Source organism: Pseudomonas sp. AC242, from assembly GCF_979258655.1.
On the sequence record NZ_OZ409873.1, the window covers coordinates 315524 to 334656 of the forward strand.

At 60.0% G+C, this 19133-nt stretch carries 14 protein-coding genes; 5 read left to right on the plus strand and 9 right to left on the minus strand.

Annotated features, from left to right (window positions below):
• The first annotated feature begins 39 nt into the window (after positions 1 to 39).
• The 4 genes from ACZZ0A_RS01360 to ACZZ0A_RS01375 all read left to right on the plus strand — a co-directional run bounded on the left by ACZZ0A_RS01360 (position 40) and on the right by ACZZ0A_RS01375 (position 4939).
• The gene (locus ACZZ0A_RS01360) at positions 40 to 1539 is read left to right on the plus strand and encodes an efflux transporter outer membrane subunit (RefSeq protein WP_463542421.1); all 1500 of its coding nucleotides are present in this window, start codon (positions 40 to 42) and stop codon (positions 1537 to 1539) included.
• Positions 1540 to 1679: 140 nt separating this feature from the next.
• Entirely contained in the window at positions 1680 to 3872 is a 2193-nt protein-coding gene (locus ACZZ0A_RS01365; protein WP_414894696.1) for an FUSC family protein, read from the plus strand.
• Positions 3862 to 4062 (plus strand): DUF1656 domain-containing protein, encoded by a 201-nt coding sequence (locus ACZZ0A_RS01370; RefSeq protein WP_007914106.1) that lies wholly within the window; start codon positions 3862 to 3864, stop codon positions 4060 to 4062. Before ACZZ0A_RS01365 ends, ACZZ0A_RS01370 begins: the two co-directional genes overlap by 11 nt.
• 10 nt (positions 4063 to 4072) lie before the next feature.
• A complete protein-coding gene (locus ACZZ0A_RS01375; protein ID WP_414894695.1) occupies positions 4073 to 4939 on the plus strand; it encodes an efflux RND transporter periplasmic adaptor subunit in 867 nt (288 codons plus the stop codon).
• Positions 4940 to 5047: 108 nt separating this feature from the next.
• Here the strand turns inward: ACZZ0A_RS01375 and ACZZ0A_RS01380 are convergent, their stop codons facing one another.
• Both ACZZ0A_RS01380 and ACZZ0A_RS01385 read right to left on the minus strand, forming a co-directional pair.
• On the minus strand, positions 5048 to 5872 hold the full coding sequence (locus ACZZ0A_RS01380) for an SDR family oxidoreductase (protein ID WP_463542422.1): 825 nt from the start codon (positions 5870 to 5872) through the stop codon (positions 5048 to 5050).
• A 37-nt stretch (positions 5873 to 5909) separates the two neighbouring features.
• On the minus strand, positions 5910 to 6374 hold the full coding sequence (locus tag ACZZ0A_RS01385) for a multidrug transporter (protein WP_095112632.1): 465 nt from the start codon (positions 6372 to 6374) through the stop codon (positions 5910 to 5912).
• 182 nt (positions 6375 to 6556) lie between these two features.
• On the opposite strand from ACZZ0A_RS01385, the gene ACZZ0A_RS01390 reads away from it, so the two are divergent.
• Positions 6557 to 9388, plus strand: coding sequence for an RHS repeat domain-containing protein (locus ACZZ0A_RS01390; protein ID WP_463542423.1), 2832 nt, complete (start codon positions 6557 to 6559; stop codon positions 9386 to 9388).
• 76 nt (positions 9389 to 9464) lie between these two features.
• Here ACZZ0A_RS01390 and ACZZ0A_RS01395 read toward each other — a convergent pair whose 3' ends face one another.
• The 7 genes from ACZZ0A_RS01395 to algG all read right to left on the minus strand — a co-directional run bounded on the left by ACZZ0A_RS01395 (position 9465) and on the right by algG (position 19107).
• Complete coding sequence (locus ACZZ0A_RS01395) at positions 9465 to 10916, minus strand: mannose-1-phosphate guanylyltransferase/mannose-6-phosphate isomerase (protein ID WP_007914094.1); 1452 nt, start codon at positions 10914 to 10916, stop codon at positions 9465 to 9467.
• Positions 10917 to 11126: 210 nt separating this feature from the next.
• Positions 11127 to 11783 carry an alginate O-acetyltransferase AlgF gene (locus ACZZ0A_RS01400; RefSeq protein ID WP_007914291.1) on the minus strand — a complete coding sequence of 219 codons (657 nt, stop codon included), beginning with the start codon at positions 11781 to 11783 and terminating at the stop codon, positions 11127 to 11129.
• A gap of 14 nt (positions 11784 to 11797) precedes the next feature.
• Entirely contained in the window at positions 11798 to 12973 is a 1176-nt protein-coding gene (locus tag ACZZ0A_RS01405; RefSeq protein WP_463542424.1) for an alginate O-acetyltransferase, read from the minus strand.
• A gap of 10 nt (positions 12974 to 12983) precedes the next feature.
• A complete protein-coding gene (locus ACZZ0A_RS01410) occupies positions 12984 to 14549 on the minus strand; it encodes an MBOAT family O-acyltransferase (protein WP_016985188.1) in 1566 nt (521 codons plus the stop codon).
• Positions 14550 to 14931: 382 nt separating this feature from the next.
• Positions 14932 to 16056 (minus strand): mannuronate-specific alginate lyase, encoded by a 1125-nt coding sequence (locus ACZZ0A_RS01415; RefSeq protein WP_150792406.1) that lies wholly within the window; start codon positions 16054 to 16056, stop codon positions 14932 to 14934.
• An 8-nt stretch (positions 16057 to 16064) separates the two neighbouring features.
• Positions 16065 to 17525, minus strand: a complete 1461-nt coding sequence (locus ACZZ0A_RS01420; RefSeq protein ID WP_463542425.1) for an alginate O-acetyltransferase — start codon at positions 17523 to 17525, stop codon at positions 16065 to 16067.
• 10 nt (positions 17526 to 17535) lie between these two features.
• Positions 17536 to 19107 carry a mannuronan 5-epimerase AlgG gene (algG, locus tag ACZZ0A_RS01425; protein WP_463542426.1) on the minus strand — a complete coding sequence of 524 codons (1572 nt, stop codon included), beginning with the start codon at positions 19105 to 19107 and terminating at the stop codon, positions 17536 to 17538.
• Between the last annotated feature and the right edge of the window lie 26 nt (positions 19108 to 19133).

A 19133-nucleotide genomic window follows, 5' to 3' on the forward strand; every position in this document is an offset into this window, starting at 1 on the left:
TGGGTTATCGATCTACCCCTTTCTCAGGAATTCGCAGCTGTGCCGCGTCGCATCAACAGAGCGCTTTTGCCGCTCAGTGTTCTGGCTTTTACCCTGGGTCTTGGCGGCTGCATCTCAACGGACGGAATTGCTCCACAAGGCATGGCAATGGAGGCCAACTCGCTGGCCACCGACGATGCCATTGCTCACGCCGCCCGTGACGCCAACTGGCCCACCGCGCAATGGTGGCAAGCCTACGGCGACCCGCAACTCAATCGCTGGATCGACCTCGCCGTGCAGGGCAGCCCGAGCATGGCCATGGCCGCTGCGCGGGTGCGTCAGGCCAAAGCCTTGGCCGGTGTCGCCGAATCCGCCGAGTCATTGCAAATCAATGGCGAGTCAACCCTCAAACGCCACAACTGGCCGACCGATCAGTTCTACGGCCCGGGCGATCTGGCCAACACCACCACTTGGGACAACAACGCCGCGTTGGGTTTCAGCTACGCCCTCGACCTCTGGGGTCGCGAAAGCAATAGCAGCGAGCGAGCGGTGGATCTTGCGCATATGAGCGCGGCCGAGGCGCGATTGGCGCAGCTTGAATTGCAGAACAACATCGTCCGCGCCTACATCGAACTGTCGCTGCATTACGCCCAACGCGACATCGTTGCGGCGACGCTTAAGCAGCAACAGCAGATTCTCGATCTGGCGCAAAAACGTCTGAATGGTGGGATCGGCACACATTTCGAAGTCAGCCAGGCCGAAACGCCGTTGCCGGAAACCCACCGCCAGATCGATGCGCTGGACGAAGAAATCGCCCTGAGCCGCAACCAGATTGCCGCGCTCGCCGGCAAAGGTCCGGGGGCGGGCGCGCAGTTGCAGCGTCCGACGCTGTCGCTCGCTGCTGCGTTGAAACTACCGTCGGCTCTGCCCGCCGAATTGCTCGGTCAGCGGCCGGACGTGGTCGCCAGTCGCTGGCAAGTGGCGGCGCAGGCGCGTGGAATTGATGTGGCGCATGCCGGGTTTTACCCCAACGTCGATCTGGTCGGCAGCCTCGGCTACATGGCGACCGGCGGTGGCGCGCTGGAGTTTTTGACCGGCAAGAAACTCAACTACAACGTCGGCCCGGCGATCTCTTTGCCGATCTTCGACGGTGGCCGACTGCGTGCCGAACTCGGTGAAGCCTCCGCTGGTTACGACATCGCCGTGGCGCATTACAACCAGACGCTGGTGAATGCGCTGAAGAACATCTCTGACCAATTGATCCGCCGCGAGTCGATGGACAAGCAGCAAGGCTTCGCCGCCGAATCCGTTGCCACGGCGCAGAAGACTTACGACATCGCGATGATCGCTTATCAGCGCGGCCTCACCGATTACCTCAACGTGCTCAATGCGCAGACGTTGCTGTTCAAACAGCAGCAGGTGCAGCAGCAGGTGCAGGCGGCACGGTTGACTGCGCATGCCGAGTTGGTGACTGCGCTGGGTGGTGGCCTCGGGGCTGGCAACGACGTGCCGACTGCCGAGAAAACCCAAGCGCCGAAAACCCCGGTTCTCCTGCATTGAACACACATCAAATTGTAGGAGTGAGCCTGCTCGCGATAGCGGTGTATCAGTCAACAGAAATGTTGGATGTAAAATCGCCATCGCGAGCAGGCTCACTCCTACAGGGATCGCGTCTTGCCTGAATTCTTGAGCACAATTAAATGACCCCCTTGCCCGCACCACTGCGCTGGCTCTACTCCCTGGAATGGCGCCGTGGTTTTTTCGACTGGGCGCGCAGCGATGGCGTGACCTGGGTCTACATCTTCAAGGTGTTGATCGCCGCATTCCTCACGCTGTGGCTGGCCATGCGTCTGGAATTGCCGCAACCGCGCACGGCGATGATCACCGTGTTCATCGTCATGCAGCCGCAGAGCGGCCAGGTGTTTGCCAAGAGTTTCTATCGCTTCCTCGGCACACTGGCCGGGTCGGCGATGATGGTCACGCTGATCGCGTTGTTCGCGCAGAACACCGAGCTGTTTCTTGGCTCGTTGGCGATCTGGGTCGGTATCTGCTCGGCCGGCGCTGCGCGTTGCCGCAACTTCCGCGCTTACGGTTTTGTCCTCGCCGGTTACACCGCAGCGATGGTCGGGCTGCCGGCGCTGGCGCACCCGGACGGAGCGTTCATGGCGGCGGTGTGGCGGGTGCTGGAGATCTCGTTGGGGATTCTCTGTTCGACTCTGATCAGCGCCGCGATCCTGCCGCAAACCGCCAGCGCCGCCATGCGCAATGCCTTGTACCAGCGATTCGGCGTGTTCGCGCTGTTCGTTACCGATGGCCTGCGCGGACGCAGCAAGGCCGAGTCTTTCGAGGCGAGCAATGTGCGCTTCATTGCTGAAGCCGTGGGGCTGGAAGGGCTGCGCAGTGTCACTGTGTTTGAAGACCCGCACATGCGTCGGCGTAACGGTCGACTAAGTCGGTTGAACAGCGAATTCATGGGCATCACCACGCGGTTCAATGCCCTGCATCAATTGCTCGAGCGCTTGCGCGGCAATGGCGAAGAACACGTTGTCGCCGCGATCAAACCGGGCCTGCAGGATCTCGCCGAAGTGCTCGACGGCTTCAGTGGCCGCGCTCTGACCAGCCCCGATGCCGGCCGTTTGGCGACCGCACTGGCGAGCTACAAGGAAGGCCTGCCGGCCCGCGTGCGCAGCCTGCGCGCGATCTTTCAGGACACCGAGCCGAGCGAAGCCGAACAACTGGATTTCCACACCGCTTACGAACTGCTTTATCGCTTCGTCGACGACTTGCACAGTTATGCACAGACCCACGCGTCATTGGCCGATCACCGCCACGAACGCGAGCGTTGGGACGAACCATTTACCCCGCAAACCAATTGGTGGGCCGCCGCTGCGTCGGGCATTCGCGCCTCGTTCATTCTCATCGTGCTGGGCAGTTACTGGGTCGCCACCGCCTGGCCAAGCGGCGCGACGATGACGCTGATCGCTGCCGCCACCGTGGGCCTCTCGGCTGCTACGCCGAACCCGAAACGCATGGCGTTCCAGATGGCGTGCGGAACCTTCCTCGGTGCCCTGATCGGCTTCGTCGAGATGTTTTTCATCTTCCCGTGGATCGATGGTTTCCCGCTGCTGTGCGTGATGCTCGCGCCGGTGATCGTGCTCGGCTCGTTCCTCACCTCGCGGCCGCAATACGCCGGCGTCGGCCTCGGTTTGCTGATCTTCTTCAGCACCGGTTCGGTGCCGGACAACCTGACCATCTACAACCCTTACACCTTTATCAACGACTACATCGCCATGGTCATGGGCATGCTGGTCTGTGCCGCTGCCGGTGCAATTATTCTGCCGCCGAACAGCCGCTGGTTGTGGAAGCGTCTGGAGCAGGATCTGCGCGGGCAAGTGGTCTACGCGATCAGCGGCAAGCTCAAAGGCCTCGCTTCGAGTTTCGAGAGCCGTACCCGCGATTTGCTGCACCAGGCCTACGGTCTCGCGGCCGGTCAGCCGAAAGTGCAGAAGAACCTGCTGCGCTGGATGTTCGTGGTACTGGAAGTCGGCCACGCGATCATCGAGTTGCGCAAGGAACAGGCGATCCTGCCGGTGCACCCGGCCTATGCCGAGTCGCAGCCGTGGCGCCAGGCGATCCGCGTGATGGGCCGCGCGCTGGTGCGACTGTTCCTGCAACCTAACTCCAGCAATCTCGAGCGCGCACTGGTCGCCGTCGATCACGCAATCAGCCGCGTCGCGGCGACCGATGAACCGTTCGCCCCACACTTCGATACCTCGGCATTGCGGCGGGTGAAGAGCTATCTGCACTTCATCCGTACCTCGCTGCTCGACCCGCAATCACCGCTCGCTGCCTACGCCATCGCCAAGCCCGAAGGACTTGCCCATGCCTCGTGAAATCGCCTTCCACGGCGTGTACATGCCGACCATGACCTTGATGTTTTTTATCGCTGCGGCACTGGCCTGGGCGGTGGACCGGTTCCTGTCCGGGTTCGATCTGTACCGTTTTTTCTGGCACCCGGCGCTGCTGCGTCTGAGTCTGTTTACCTGTCTGTTCGGCGCCATGGCGCTGACTGTCTACCGTTGAGAACGTTCTGATGAAAAAGTTTTTCAGCCTGCTCGCGACCCTGCTGGTGCTGGCCCTGGCGTTGTGGATCGGCCGCACGTTGTGGGAGCACTACATGAACACGCCGTGGACCCGCGATGGCCGGGTTCGCGCCGACATCATCAACGTCGCCGCCGACGTTACCGGTGAAGTGATCGACGTGCCGGTGCGCGACAACCAACTGGTGAAGAAGGGCGATTTGCTCATGCAGATCGACCCCGAGCACTACCGCATCGCGGTGAAACAGGCGCAGTCGCTGGTCGCCTCGCGCAAGTCGACGTGGGAGATGCGCAAGGTCAACGCCCATCGCCGCGCCGATCTGGACAACCTGGTGATCTCCAAGGAAAACCGTGACGACGCCAGCAACATCGCCGATGCCGCGCTCGCCGATTACCAACACGCGCAGGCGCAACTGGAAGCTGCCGAACTCAACCTCAAACGCACCGAAGTGCGCGCGGCGGTCGACGGTTACGTGACCAACCTCAACGTGCATCGCGGTGACTACGCGCGCATCGGCGAGGCGAAAATGGCCGTGGTCGACATGAACTCGTTCTGGGTTTACGGCTTCTTCGAAGAGACCAAACTGCCCCACGTGAAAGTCGGTGACAAGGCCGATATGCAGTTGATGAGCGGCGAAGTCTTGAAGGGCCACGTAGAAAGCATTTCCCGCGGCATCTATGACCGCGACAACCCGGAAAGCCGCGAACTGATCGCCGATGTGAACCCGACGTTCAACTGGGTGCGGTTGGCGCAGCGGGTGCCGGTGCGGATTCACATTGATGAAGTGCCGGAGGGTGTTTTGTTGGCGGCGGGGATTACTTGCACGGTGGTGGTGCGGCAGGATGCTATGGATAACTGACCGACCGCGTTGACTGAATCGCGAGCAGGTTCACTCCTACACTGGATCTGTGTCACACCGAAGATCCCCTGTAGGAGTGAGCCTGCTCGCGATGGCGTCGACCCGGTCTCAGAGTTTGCCGCGCAAACCGAAGCGCCTCATCAACGTCGACTCCAGTAAACCCTTGGGCAGCAACGCCGCCAACAACGGCAACGCCCGGCTGCCATTGCCAATACGGATCAATCTTGGCGGTTTGTTCTGTTGCACGGCTTTCAGCAGCACAGCCGCAAATTCAATGGCCGGCGTCGGCTTGTCCTGCGACGCCTTGGCCCGCGCGCGAATACCTTCGCGCAGGGGAAACCACGGTGATTGTTCATTGATCAATTGCTCGGCCTCGTGCCCGGCGTTTTTGGCAAAACTCGATTGAATCGCCCCCGGCTGCACTTCCATCACGCGAATGCCGAACGGCGCCAGTTCCATGCGCAGTGCATCGCTCAAGGCATGCACCGCCGCTTTCGAGGCGCAGTAAGCACCGGCAAACGGCGTGACCAAAACCCCTGAAACACTGCCGATATTTACCACCAATCCTTTGGCCCGGCGCAGCACCGGGAACAGTGCGCGCGTAACGCCAACAATCGAAAATACATTGGTCTCGAACTGGCGCTGCATGGCCGCCACACCGCCATCGAGCAGCGGCCCCATGGCGCCGTACCCCGCGTTGTTGATCAGCACATCAAGGCCGCCGTGTTGCTGGCTGATCCGCTCGCCAAGTTGCTCCAGCGCCGCGCTGTCATTGACATCGAGTTGCACGGCGGTGAACCCGGCAGACGCCAGCAACGCCACATCTTCAGTCTTGCGCGCACTGGCCCAGACTTCGTACCCGGCAGCTTTGAACGCATCGGCGAGGGCGCGGCCGATGCCGCTGGAACAACCGGTAATCAACGCAACGGGCATGGCGCATTCCTTGTGCAAAAAAGTGGGGAAGGGAGGATCAATCGGAGAAACTACCCTGCAAGCGCTCGGCGCGAAACTCCAGGGTTTGCGGGCGATAACCGGGACGCAGCGGCGGCATCGGCAGGCAGTCTTCCCAGTCGCCGCCGGCCTGCAATTCGCCGGGACCGCGATAGCGCGGGGCAGTGTATTGGTTGTCGGCCAGATTCACCGTGTCACCCGGCGCATAGGCAGCGATGCGCCAGCGCAGTTCGGTCAGAGGCACGTCGTTGGCGTTTTTCATTTTCAGTTGCAGCGGACGATCCGCCGGGCATTGTTCGGGAGCGTAAGCGATACGCATCTCAAGGCGCGCCAGTTGCTTGACCTCGCGGTTGTCCAGCCACACCACCCACATGGCCACGAAACCCAGGCCAATCGCCGCCGCCACGGAAACCGGCAAGGCCTTGGCCGGATAGCGCAGCAGGAGGATCAGCCAGGTGATGACCAGCAAGATGCCGATGAACATGTGGGAACGCTCCGTGAGTTTGTGCGCACCATCCTACCGAAGGCTCAGCGCAATGGACATTTGTTGCGCACGGGATTTAACCGTTGGTCGGAACTGTAGTTTCTGACAGTAGGCGCATCGCCAAGCGTCTGCTCAGATCATTGCAGGCGCAGAGGACGCAGTTATCGAGCGGGGTGAGCTACATGGACATGTTCAGCAAAACACCGGTGCTGGCAGTGAACGACCCACGCGGGCTGGCCGTTCGCAGGGTCGATTACTGGCGTTGCGACGTTAATCAAGCACTTGAACCGCGCATCCATCGCACGGCCCACGATGCGGCGGGTCGCGCGGTGACGCAGTGGGACCCGCGATTGTGGGCGCTACAAAGCGATGATCCGCTAGCGCCGGCCAACCTAAGCACCGTTTACTTGTTGAACGGGCAGATTCTGCGCTCGAACAGCGTCGACGCCGGGGTGCAGCTCAGTCTGTTCGGTCTGGGCTCAGAGACATTGACGGATTGGGACAGCCGAGGCACCCGCCGGGACATTGAGCATGACCTGTTACTGCGGCCGACGGCAGTGTTCGAAGCTGGTGAGCTGCAACCACGCCGTTGCGCCGAGCGTTTTGGATATGGTCAGCCGGGTGATGCCGATCAGGCGCGTAATCAGCTTGGCCAACTGATTCGTCACGAAGACCCGGCGGGAAGCGTGCTGTTCGAGGTCTTCGCGATCACCGGGGAGAACGTTGAAAGTACCCGGCATTTCACCCTTGAACCCGTCTCCCCGGATTGGCCTGAGCCAATCGATGAGCGCCAGCGTTTGCTCGAGCCCGGTGAGGGCGCAATGACCCATTGGCGTTTCGGGCCCCTCGGGGCGGTGCTCGAGCAGATCGATGCGAAGGGTAACCGGCATGTCAGTGAGTTGACCCTCGATGGAGGCTTGCGCGCCCGCCGTCTGCAGTTGAGCCATCAGACTGAGTGGCGGGCGGTGGTCAGCGATATTCACTACAACGCAGAAGGGCTGGTCACGCAGGAACTGGCAGGCAATGGCGTGCTGACAACGCTGACCTACCGTGAAGAGGATGGACGTCTGATGACGCGTCACGCCGAAACCGGTCAGGGTGTGGTCTTGCAGAATCTGCTGTACCAATACGACCGGACAGGCAATGTGCTGAGCATCGAAGACCGGGCGCTGCCCGTGCGCTACTTCGCCAACCAGCGCATCGAACCGATCAGCCGCTTCACCTACGACAGCCTCTACCAATTGTGTGAGGCCCGCGGATGGGAGGCAGGGCCGGGCGATGGCGGCCCGACAGCGATCGCCAACTATTTGCAAACCTATGGTTATGACGCTGGCGGCAATCTGCTCAAGCTGACCCACGTCGGTGCACAGAGTCCAGGTCATGATCTGCAGGCTGCCCGCTACAGCAATCGCTGCCTGCCCTGGTGCAATGGCGTGCCCCCCGACGAGGCAGAGATCGCCGCAGCGTTCGACGCTCGCGGTAACTTGCTGCTGCTGGATCAAGGCCGGCAGTTGCAGTGGAATCTGCGCAATCAACTGGATGCGTTCGTGGCGGTGCAACGCGATTGCGCTGCGGATGATCACGAAGTCTATCTCTACGACGGCGCTGGTCAGCGTGTACGCAAGATTCGGTCGCTGCAGACCAGGGTTCGTGCTGTCGTTACGCAGGTACGCTACCTCCCTGAACTGGAATTGCGCACCGATGCCGGCACCGGCGAGGTGCTGCAAGTCATCACGGTGCAGACCGCCCTGAACAGTGTTCGTGTTCTGCACTGGGAGAGTCCGCCGCCAGCAGGCGTTAACGATCAGTATCGCTACAGTTTCAATGATCATCTGGGATCGATCAGTCTGGAACTGGCGGCAGATGCGCAACTGATCAGCCGCGAGCATTTCTATCCATTCGGGGCGACCGCGTGGAGTGAGGAAAGCGACATCAGTTACAAAACCGTGCGTTATTCGGGCAAGGAGCGTGATGCCACGGGTCTGTACTACTATGGTTTTCGTTATTACATGCCGTGGTTGCAGCGCTGGCTCAACCCTGACCCGAAAGGTTTTATCGACGGGCCGAATCTGTACCAGATGGTCGGTAACTCACCGATGCGGCATGCCGACAGCGACGGCGGTAAAAAGACCGATACGTCAGAGTTGGCTGACAGTGCACAAGAGCAGAAGGCATTGCTGGATTCGATGACTTCGGCTGCTGCGGATGTCAGAAATTCGTTACTCAATCACACGCAGGCGCGGCACCGCTTTCAGGCGCTGGTCAGGCGGGTGACGACGCAACTGAGCAGCAGTCTGGTCAGAACTGGAGCTAAGGCTTTGGGGGGCGCGGCAGGCACAGCGTTGGGGGGAACATTGGGGCCGGTAGTGGGTGCACTCGGGGGGCAGCTGGGTGAGAAGGCCGGCACCGCGCTGGCGAACGTCGTCATCGAAAAGGTCGTGGACACCTTTCAGTTGAACCGTCCTATCAACTTCAAGGGCAGCGAGATGAATCCGAAGGCGTTCGTTGAAAGCGTGGCGCCAAAAACGAAACCCAGTCTCGCCAAGGTAAAACTGGAGTTGGCCGCCCATGATCCGCGCACTGCCGACGGTCGATCACGTCTGGTGAAAATGGCTGGCACCAAGGCGGAGGACAAAGTAATCGAGATAATCGCCGACAAACTGGGACCGGAGGCACCGGGTCTGGTCCAGACGGTACGGGAGTTCGCCCATGCTTCGCGAGGTTTGAATGCCGAGGCGTTAAGTGAAGCTTACGAACATATTCCGGTAGACATCGACATGGCAACGTTCAGGATGTCAGCCATCTTGAACGAGTTGGCGACTGCCGGCAGTTCAGATCCTGAGCTTTTCGAAACGGTTGCAGGGCTTTCAATGCAAACATCGAACACTGTTCAAACGCTGGAACGGACTCAGGACTTCATTGGATTTATTGCACCGACGCCATACGCCGGGAGGCAGCAATCGCTGGGAGGAAGTTCCCGGCCAAAACTGATCCGACAACATTCGCTCGGCTGAAAAAAAGCCCCCGCCCAACCCGCTGCGGATAGGGGACGCAGCGGGCTGGACGGGGGCTTCTTGTTTTATCGATCAGTTACTGCGCGATGGTTTTCACCGACACGCCGCGTTCGATCGGGGTGGAGCGGCCGTAGATATCTTCGAAGCGTTCGATATCGTCTTCACCCAGATACGAACCCGACTGAACTTCGATGATTTCCAGCGGGATCTTGCCCGGGTTGCGCAGGCGGTGCACCGAGGCGATCGGGATGTAGGTCGACTGGTTTTCGCAGAGCAGGAACACGTTTTCATCGCAGGTCACTTCGGCGGTGCCGCTGACCACGATCCAGTGCTCGGCGCGGTGGTGGTGCATCTGCAGCGACAGGCACGCGCCCGGTTTCACCGAGATGTGCTTGACCTGGAAACGCCCGCCCATGTCCACCGAGTCGTACGAGCCCCACGGACGATAGACTTCGCAGTGGTTCTGGGTTTCGCTGCGGCCCTGCTCGTTGAGCGTGTTGACCATCTGCTTGACGCCCTGAACCTTGTCTTTGTGGGCGATCATCATGGCGTCTTTGGTTTCGACCACGACAATGTTTTCCAGACCGATCACCGACACCAGTTTGCCGTTGCCGTGGATCATGCAGTTCTTGCTGTCCTGAATGACCACATCGCCTTTGGTGACGTTGCCGTTGGCGTCCTTCTCGTTGACTTCCCACAGCGACGACCAGCAACCAACATCGCTCCAGCCTGCGGTCAGCGGCACCACGCAGGCGCGCTGGGTTTTTTCCATGACGGAGTAGTCAATGGAGTTGTCCGGGCAGCAGGCGAAGGTGGCTTCGTCGAAGGTGATGGTGTCGGCGTCCTGCTGGCTGCGCTCGAGGGTCAGCAGGCAGGTGTCGTAGATGTCCGGATCGTGTTTTTTCAGTTCTTCGAGGAAGCGGCTGGCGCGGAACAGGAACATGCCGCTGTTCCAGTAGTAACCGCCGGACTCGACGTACTCGGTGGCACGTTTGACGTCAGGTTTTTCAACGAAATGCGAAACGCGGCTGACGCCTTCGGGCAGCAGCGAGTCGCCGGTGGATTTGATGTAGCCGTAACCGGTTTCCGGTTTGGTTGCCGGCACGCCGAACAGGACCATTTCGCCGTTTTCGGCAGCAACGGTGGCGAGGGCGAGGGCGCGTTGCAGGGCTTTCTGATCTTCCAGCACGTGGTCGGCCGGCAGCACCAGCATCAACTCGTCACGACCTTCATTGACCAGCATCATCGCGGTCAGCGCCACGGCCGGCGCGGTGTTGCGGCCGAACGGTTCCATGAGGATGCGCTGGCATTCCAGCTTACGGTTGGCCAACTGCTCGTTGACGATGAAGCGGTGATCCTTGTTGCAGACCACGATCGGGGTGTCCATGCCTTCGAACACCAGACGCTCGAGGGTCTGCTGGAATAGAGTGTGTTCGCCGGTCAGGGCGAGGAACTGTTTAGGGAACTGCTTACGCGAAAGCGGCCAGAGACGCGAACCGCTACCACCTGACAAGATCACCGGAATCATATTGTTTACTCCATAAAATCGATTGGTTAGAGGCACGAACGCTGTGTCGTTTCACTCTTGTTTTTGTCTCGTGTCCGAACTCTCACCTCGGTCCCTGTGGGAGCCTGGCTTGCCAGCGATGGCATCACCTCGGTGTATCTGCAGAACAGAGGTGTCTGCATCGCTGGCAAGCCAGCTCCCACAGGGAGCCGGGTCAGTTCGGAAAATTCGTTAGCGAGTCGATACCGGGCGTTTCACCCAGACTGGCGACAGGCTGCTGCCGCTGCCGGTGACGTACAGCACCGCAGCTTCGCCGCGCTCAAGGGCGACCGGTTTCACGTCGCCGACTTTCTTGTCACCTTCGTACAGCGCCAGGCTGACTTTCACCGGGTTGATTTCACGTTCGCCACGGCCCTTGGCGGCCACGTTCGGCACCACGTCGGTCTTGCCGTCGGCGGTCTTCAGGGTCAGCGGCTTGTCGCTGAGGTTCTGTACGCGCACCAGGGATTTCTGCTTGTTCTTGAACGGCGGCTCTTCGATCAGTTGCGGCGCGCCGGAAGCGTTGTTGACCAGGGTGTAGTAGTGGTCACCAGCGAGTTTCACCGGCAGGGTCTGGCTGCCGACCTTGGCGCTGTAATCACCGCCCGGCATGAAGCTGAAGTCGCTGCTGGCCAGTGGTGCAACGTCGCTCAGGTTGGTGCTGCCGACAGTCGCGCTGACTTCAGCGTTGCTGGCGTTGTAGACACGCACAAAGGTCGAACCTTTCGGTGCGGTCGGGCCGTACAGGGCGGCGTCGCCACCGGCAAAGGCTGGGACGGAAAGCACGCTGAGGCCAGCAACCAGTGCGAAGCTTTTAGCGAGACGACGAGGAGTAGTAGTGAAAGTCATGGTGTACCTCTCTTTCAGTTTTGCGCCCGATCGGGCGTCTCGGATTTAGTGTTGATTGCTACGTCTTGTTGGCGCGCGCCGGCTTGTTTAAGCTCTGCGACCCACTGCGGGTCGGCGTCACCGATTTCGTTGTTCACAGGCAGATAACGTTCAGGAAACTCCCAGATCAGCACCTGCGGCGGGCTGTTCTTGAAGTCATCGCTTTTCAGGTAGCTGAGCATCGGCAGGATCGGGCCGTGGCCGTCTTCGGCGTAGCTCACCACGTCGCTGTGCAGCGCTTGTTTCAGTGCTCCGACGAAGTTCCAGTTAGGGTTGGCGCTATAGCTGGTGCCGACCAGTGCCACCGGCACTTCATTGCTGGCGAACAGCGCGTCGTCACCGGCAGGCTGATCGCCGGCCGCGACGGTGTTGCGCTTTTGCAGCGGCTCTTGCGCCGGCATCAGGTTTTCAAACAGCGGATCGAGCGGCAGGAACAAGCGCAGATCGCCCTTGTGCGTGACCTTCTCCGCTGGCGTGGTAACAAAGCGCTGCGGCTCGCCGCTGAGCGGGAACTTGTCAGCGATGGTTTTTGCCAGGGTGTTCGCGGCAATCTCGGCGCCTTCCGGCGTCCAGTGCGTGTCGGTGCGCAGGAACACTTGCTGACCATTCTGCTTGGCCTGTTGCAGTGGCTTGAGCAGGTCAGGGGCGAGGATCTTGTCCGCCGCGACGCGGTGGTGGAAATCCTCATAGAGGTTTTCGTGAATGCTCGCCGGTTTCACTTCACCCAGGTGCTCCGGGTACAGACGAACCTTGGCTGGCACGATCGCCATCACCAGTTTCACGCCTTTCTCTTTCAGGGTCTGGCGCACGCCTTCGACCAGCGCGTAGTTGCCTTGCAGGTTCAGCTCTTCGTTGACGATCGGGTTGAATTCCTCATCGCTGTACAACCACTGATCGCGACCGAGCACCACGCCCGGACGACCTTCGTTGAACAGTTTGAAATCCAGCGCGGCCCAGAGGTTGGTGCCCAGACGCTTGATCGGGAATTCTTCGTCGTAATGGGTTTCCACAGCCTTGGTCCAGCGGCCGTTAAGCACCGTCGCATCGGCGTTGGTGCTGAAGCCGAAGAAGCTGCGTACCGACCACAGACCCAAGACCAACAGGGTCACCAGGAACAGGGCGATGTAGAAGATGCGTAATGAGCGGGTCATGTCAGATCCCTCAGAACTGGAAGTAAAGGAACGGCGAGAAGCTTTGCGCCGAGAGTTTGAGAATCGAGGCGATGAACAGCAGCAGGATCAGGCCGCGCATCACGTAACGCGACCAGTCCGCGCTCCAGTAGGCCGGTTGTACCTGGGCTTCGACGCCGACGGTGTAGCCAGGCTCGTGGATGCTCGCCGGGTTTTCGCCGGGTGCGGCTTTGATCATTCCCGGCGTCGCGGTGGCAGGGCCGTTGGCCTCGACGTTGACTTCAGGTTTGCTCTTGGCTGGCGGTTGATTGGTGTACAGATCGCGCAGACCGAAGAACGCCAGCGTCACGTACGCAACAACCAAAGTCGCCACTTGCAGACCGGTGAGGCTGGCCTGATTGAGTTCCGACAGCGACCAGTCGCCGAAGCTGAACATTGCGCCGTACATACGGCCGGCAACGTGCAGGTTCTCGGCACGGAAGATCACCCAGCCCATGACCACGAGCAGGAAGGTCAGCGCCCAGCGGATCGGGTTGAGGCTGCGCGGCGAGGTGTTCAGGCCCAGCGCTTTTTCAATTGCCAGCCACATGCCGTGCCAAGCGCCCCAGACGATGTAAGTGATGTTCGCGCCGTGCCACAGGCCACCGAGGAGCATGGTCAGGAACAGGTTGCGGTAAGTCATCAGCGTGCCTTTACGGTTACCGCCGAGAGTGATGTACAGATAGTCACGCAGCCAAGTCGACAGGCTGATGTGCCAGCGGCGCCAGAACTCGGTGATCGACTGGCTGATGTATGGCTGTTTGAAGTTTTCCATGAAGCGGAAACCCATCATCAAGCCCAGACCGATGGCCATGTCGCTGTAACCGGAAAAGTCGAAATACAGCTGTGCGGTGTACGCCAGCGCGCCGAGCCAGGCATCACCCGTGGTCGGGTTTTGCAGGGCGAAGCAATGGTCAGCGACCACCGCGAGGGTGTCAGCGATAAAGACCTTTTTGATGAAACCCTGCATGAACCGCGTGCAGCCCTCGGAGAACTTGTCGAGGGTATGCGTGCGGTTGTTGAACTGGTCGGCGAGGTCGCGGAAACGCAGGACCGGGCCGGCAATCAGGTGCGGGAAGATCGCCACGAACGCTGCGAAGTCGATCAGGTTGCGCGTGGCCGGGGTATCGCCGCGATACACGTCGATGATGTAGCTGATCGACTCGAAGATGTAGAACGAGATCCCGATCGGCAGCAGCACGTGGGTGAGGATGAACGGCTCAAGACCGACCGAAGTCATCATCGCATTGATGCTGTCGACGCCGAAATTGGCGTACTTGAAGTAGCCGAGGATGCACAGGTCGACTGCTACGCCGAGCAGCAGCCAGCGCTGCGCCGGTTTGGTTCTGACGCCGGCGGCACCGACTTTGAGGCCGATCCAGTAGTTCCACAGCGTGACGGCGGCGAACAGCGCGAGGAAGTCCACACGCCACCAGGCGTAGAACACGTAGCTGGCGATCAGCAGCAGCAGGTTGCGATAGCGTTGCCCGCTCAAGTAGTACAAGCCGAGAAAGATCGGCAAGAACAGAAACAGGAACACGTTGGATGAAAATACCATCCCGATCTCTCCATGTTTGAACCAACAGTCAAGGGCCAAAGCCCCCCCAAACCCCCCGTGGTAGTGGAGGGGTGAAACGTTGTTTCTGTCAGGGTTGTGCAGGGCCTTGAAAACTTGCCCTCACCCCCCGCCCTCTCCCGGAGGGAGAGGGAGCCTGATCTCCATGGTTTTCAGAAAAGGAGATCGACTCGATATTTCTTTGCAGCCTGATCTCGATTGTTTTTCAACACCTGAGATCGGCTCGGTATTTCTGTACCGCCTGATCTCGATTGTTTTTCAACACCTGAGATCAACTCGGTATTTCATTTCGGCGTAACTCGTACAGCCACCTCGGTCAGTCCCCTCTCCCTTTGGGAGAGGGTTAGGATGAGGGGCTTTTGCTTTATGAGCCTTTGTTGCCCTTCTCATGCGACGGGTCGTAGACCTTGGTCAGGTCGCCACCCAGGCGGAAAGTCTTGAACGGTTGCATGCCGTGCTTCTTCTCGATCACATCTGGCGGGCAGGTGTAGAGCGTGCAGAACGGTTCGAGCCAGGCGAATTTCATGTCCTCTTTCAAGTCGGTCATGTCCTGCTCTTTACCGTTCTTCTTCTCGAATTCATCCGGGTCTTTCACCCCAGACAACACCCGATCACCCAGACGCTTCAGCGCGCCGTTGTTTTCCTGACGCAAATCAACACCATTGACCTGAGCAAAACTGGCGATCATCGCCAGCGGCGGCAGGGCGTAGTTGTGATAGGCGAGGGCGCGTTGCTGGCGCTTGAGTTCGTTGGGCAGGAAGCCGTCGGCATCGACTTGATTGACGCCAACCTTGTATTCCTTCACCGCCCAGTCAAACAGGTCGCGGCGGTTGGTCGCGACCGAGGTCGCCATCACCGACCATGCAGCCCAGTAGGAATGGTTGTTGGTTTTTTCCAGCGGCAGGTTGTCCCAATCGCTGACCACCTGATCAGCCATTTTGCTGAACCACGCCTCTATCAACTGCGCTTCCTGTTGATGCTGGGCCAGCGGATGCGAGTCGGAGAACTTCAGGCGAATGTAAGAAGAGGCCATGCTGCCCAGCGCCCATTTGCGCATCGACTTGCCGGTGTGGTTGAAGTCTTTCGACATCAACGCATCGGCCTTGGCCCACGCGGTCAGCCAGTTCAGCGTGCATTCGAGCTGCTCCGGACGCCCGTCGCGCATGAACTGCATCACCCGTTTGGCGGTGCCGCGTTCCAGCGTGGTGATGTCTTTGGTGGTGTCGCGAAAGGCTTTTTCCGACTGCACGTTCAGTGTCGCGCGGGCCTTGTCCGAACCTTCGTATTTGCTGCGAAATTGCAGCGGCCCAGTGTAGGGCGTCGGCATCGCATCGCAGCCTTCGCTTTTGTCACCGGTCTTGAATTTATCCACAGGCGCGAAATAGCCCTGAGGTGGACGCAGTGGCGCGGCGGCCTGCGCGGTGCCGGCGAAGATCGCCAGCCCGAGCAGCGTCGGCGCTAAAAGAGTTTTCAGTTTCGAGTTTCGCATAGCAGACCTCATTGCCCGACCTGAGCGGTTTGTTGCCCAGCGCCCGGGAATACGTTGCGTTTGCAGATTTTCGCTTCGACTTTCTGCGGCGCGGTGCCCGCTTCCGGGCCCTGGACTTCGACTGCCAGCAGGTTTTGCGAGGCCCAGTCTTCGTCCGTGCGCAGCTCAAAGGCGAAACGACCGTCGGTGTCGGAGGTTTCCGGTTTCTCGATCTTGATGTCCTCGTGGCGACCGTTCATGTACCAGAGGGTGGCTTGCAGGGTTTTCACCGAAGGGTCGGCGAAGCGGATGTCGACCTGATGGCTGCTGTTCTGCAGGTTCAGGTTCTTGCTGTTGACCAGCAGTTCTTGTTTGCTGCCCGGCTTGAGCGTGGTGCTCGCGGACATTTGCGCGTCTTTGCCTTCGCAGCCGTTGTCGAGAAGAGACATCATCTGGCGATAGATGGTTTCCTGGTCGAGGCGGTACAGCGGCGAGAATTCCCAGATGAGAATTTTCGGCGGGGTCTTCTGGAATTCGTCGCTGCCGAGGTACTGCAACATCGAACCTTCCAGGCCACCGCCGGGGAAGGCGACGTTGAGAATATCGGCGCCGATGGCTTCTTCGAGGAAGCCGGCGAAGTTGTAGTTCTTGCCGCTGTGCGAGGTGCCGACCAAGGTGATTTGTGGATTGCCGGAATCACCGAACAGGTCGCCGTCACCGGCCTCGCCCTTCGGCTCGGTGGTGAATTGATCCATGTACTGGATCGCGTAACTGGTGCCGCACAGTTGCCCGGCCATGTTGTGCAGGGTGCCGGTCTTGCCCATGCGCCCGGAGCGTTTGGTTTCGAATTCACGCTTGGGAATGTCGGCGAAGGCCGGAATCTGCTTGACCTTTTCGGCGACGATTTTCGCTGTGCGCTGAGCACCGTATGGCGTCCAGTGCTGGTCGCCGCGGAAGTAGAAATCGTGGGCGGGCAGGGTGTCCGGCAGCGATTCGTTGGTCAGCGGCGACAGGTCTGGCACCACGTAACCCATCTTGGCGAAACGGCCGAGCATGGTCTTGTAGTTGCCCAGCGCTTTCTCGTAATCGAACGCGGCTTTTTCCTGCGGATTGAGCTTGTTGCGGTTCACCAGACCACGGGTCGGCTGGTAAACGATCACCAGCTCAACGCCTTTGGCTTTGAACGCATCGTGCAGTTGTTGCAGGCGTTTGTAGCCGGCCGGGGTGGTGTTGAACTCGGTACGCAGGTCTTCCTGCGTCCGGAACAGCCAGTCACCTTGCGCCTGCACCAGGGTGGTGAAGTTCTGCTGATAGCGCGTGGTGTAGTTCTTCGCGTCATGGGCGGCCGGGCACAGGTTGCAGCACGGTTCAGCGCTGAACTTCGGCGGTGTGGCAGCCGCGTTTTCATCGGCGCGTGCGCCGTTGCTGGCCGCGAGAATGCCCACGGTCAGGGCCGACAGGCTGAGTAATCTGATCAAGTGTGGGTGCATAAAATTATCCTCAGTCCTGCATTTCGGTCTGGCGTTCGACAGGGTCGATCAGCACGGCTTTCTGCTGGCGTACCAGCAGGTCGAGAATTTCATCCTGGCGCTCGCCGAGGATGCCGTTGAAGCTGATGCCGCTGGATTTGGTCGGCGCCAGCATCGACACGCGATACAGCTCGACGCTCAACGGCGAATCGATCGACAGCGGGCCGCTGCCATTGGCCGCAAGCTCACCGCCAACGACGATCAGCGACACCTGCGCATCGAACGGGTCGAGCTTGATGTCACGGTCGGTGTCGGTGAGGTCCTTGATGTGGCCGTAGACGCCGGTCAAACCGTTGGCCATGGCGACGTTTTCGTAGAGGCGGATGTTCACGCTGTTACGAATGCGGATGCCGTGGCGCTTGTTGCTGATGACCTTGTTGCCCCACAGCAGGTTGTCGGCGGACTCATAGAGGGTGATGCCGTCGGTGTGGTTCTTGTAGATCTCGTTGTAGGCAATGATGTTGTTGACGCTGTTACGGTCGATCACCAGGCCCGAGAGATGGTTATCGAAGCTCTTGTTGTTGAAGATGAAGCTGTCGTTGACCTCACGGGAAATAATGATCCCGTGCTTCTTCTTCGTACCGTGGACGGTGTTCTCCGCGATGATCAGACCGTGGGAACGGTCGTGCGGGTCGATGCCGTAGACGATGTTGTCTTTGTAGGTGTTGCCCTTGACCACGAAGTCGCGGGTCTCGTAGCAGTAGAAGCCGTACCACATGTCGGAGAACTCGGAGCCGACGATCCAGCCAGTCGGTTCAGGACGCTTGAGGACCTTGGCCATGTTCGGCGTGTACTGGGAAATACTCACGCCGTACGACTTACTGTTGGCGTAACCGAAACTGGCCATCTTGCTGTTGACGATGTAGGTCTCGGTGCCGCCCCAGGCGAGCAGGAACGGTCGGAATTCCTTCGGCGAACGGAAGGTTGCCGGGCCGTTGTCCTTTTCGCGCCAGCCAGTGACTTTGGTGTCACGCACGAACAACTGACCGTCGTTGACCATGAACGCACCGGCTTCTTGCGACAGGCGCAGTTCCTGGGTCTGACCGTCGATTTCGAGGATGCCTTTACGGCCAACCACGATCGGCAGCTTCGACAGGTACACGCCCGGCGCGGTCTCGCTGAAATACTGCTTGGGCAGTTTCTGCGCCAGATCCTTGAGGTTCATGTAGCCGTCGTCGACGAAGATCGCCTGCGGGATACCGTGCTGACGCACCACCCATTCGGCCATCTTGTTGTCGCCGCCGATAAAGTCCTTCAGCGCGTCTTCCTGCATCATCCGGCGCACGCTGATCTTGCCCGCTTTGCTGCGGTTGATCTTCGCGGCGGCGGCTTCGGCGGTGTAGCCGGAAATGTCCGGCAGTTTCGGCGCGGCCAGGTTCAGCGCTTCGGTCGGCGCGCTGCTGACGGTGTAGGTCTTGGCTTGTTGCAGCTCTTTGGCGGTGGTCACCGGCTTAACCGGCTCCACAGTCGCGAAGGCGCTGGCGCTGGCCAGCAGCATCGCGCCGGCCAGCAGGCTGAGTGAGCCTGTCCTGGTGCTGATCATGTCGGGCACTCCCTTGGCGGTTTGCA